The organism is Achromobacter sp. SIMBA_011, from assembly GCF_046535435.1.
Classification (GTDB): domain Bacteria; phylum Pseudomonadota; class Gammaproteobacteria; order Burkholderiales; family Burkholderiaceae_B; genus Achromobacter; species Achromobacter dolens.
The window spans coordinates 1-295 of the sequence record NZ_JAWRWN010000257.1 but is presented as its reverse complement, the minus strand read 5'-3'; the positions used below and the strand labels follow the sequence as shown (position 1 = coordinate 295).

General features: G+C 68.8%; 1 pseudogene. It reads left to right on the top strand.

From position 1 onward, the window contains the following. Window positions 1–92: 92 nt before the first annotated feature. A pseudogene (locus tag SB816_RS30835) lies at window positions 93–295 on the top strand (EmrB/QacA family drug resistance transporter); the annotation flags it as partial.

Sequence of the window (295 nt, the reverse complement as noted above, 5' to 3'; positions counted from 1 at the left end):
TGGCTGACGTACCCAACGTCCCACCCAACGCCGCGCAAGCACCCGCCGCGCCGCAGCCGCACGGCGAGCAGCGCGCGGGCGTCGCCGACTGGATCGCGGTGGCCGCCGGCGCGCTGGGCGCGTTGATGGCCACGCTCGACATCTCCATCACGAACTCGGCGCTGCCGCAGATCCAGGGCGAAATCGGCGCGACCGGCACCGAAGGCACGTGGATTTCCACGGGCTATCTGATGTCCGAGATCGTGATGATTCCGCTCGCCGCGTGGCTCACGCGTGTGTTCGGACTCCGAAACTT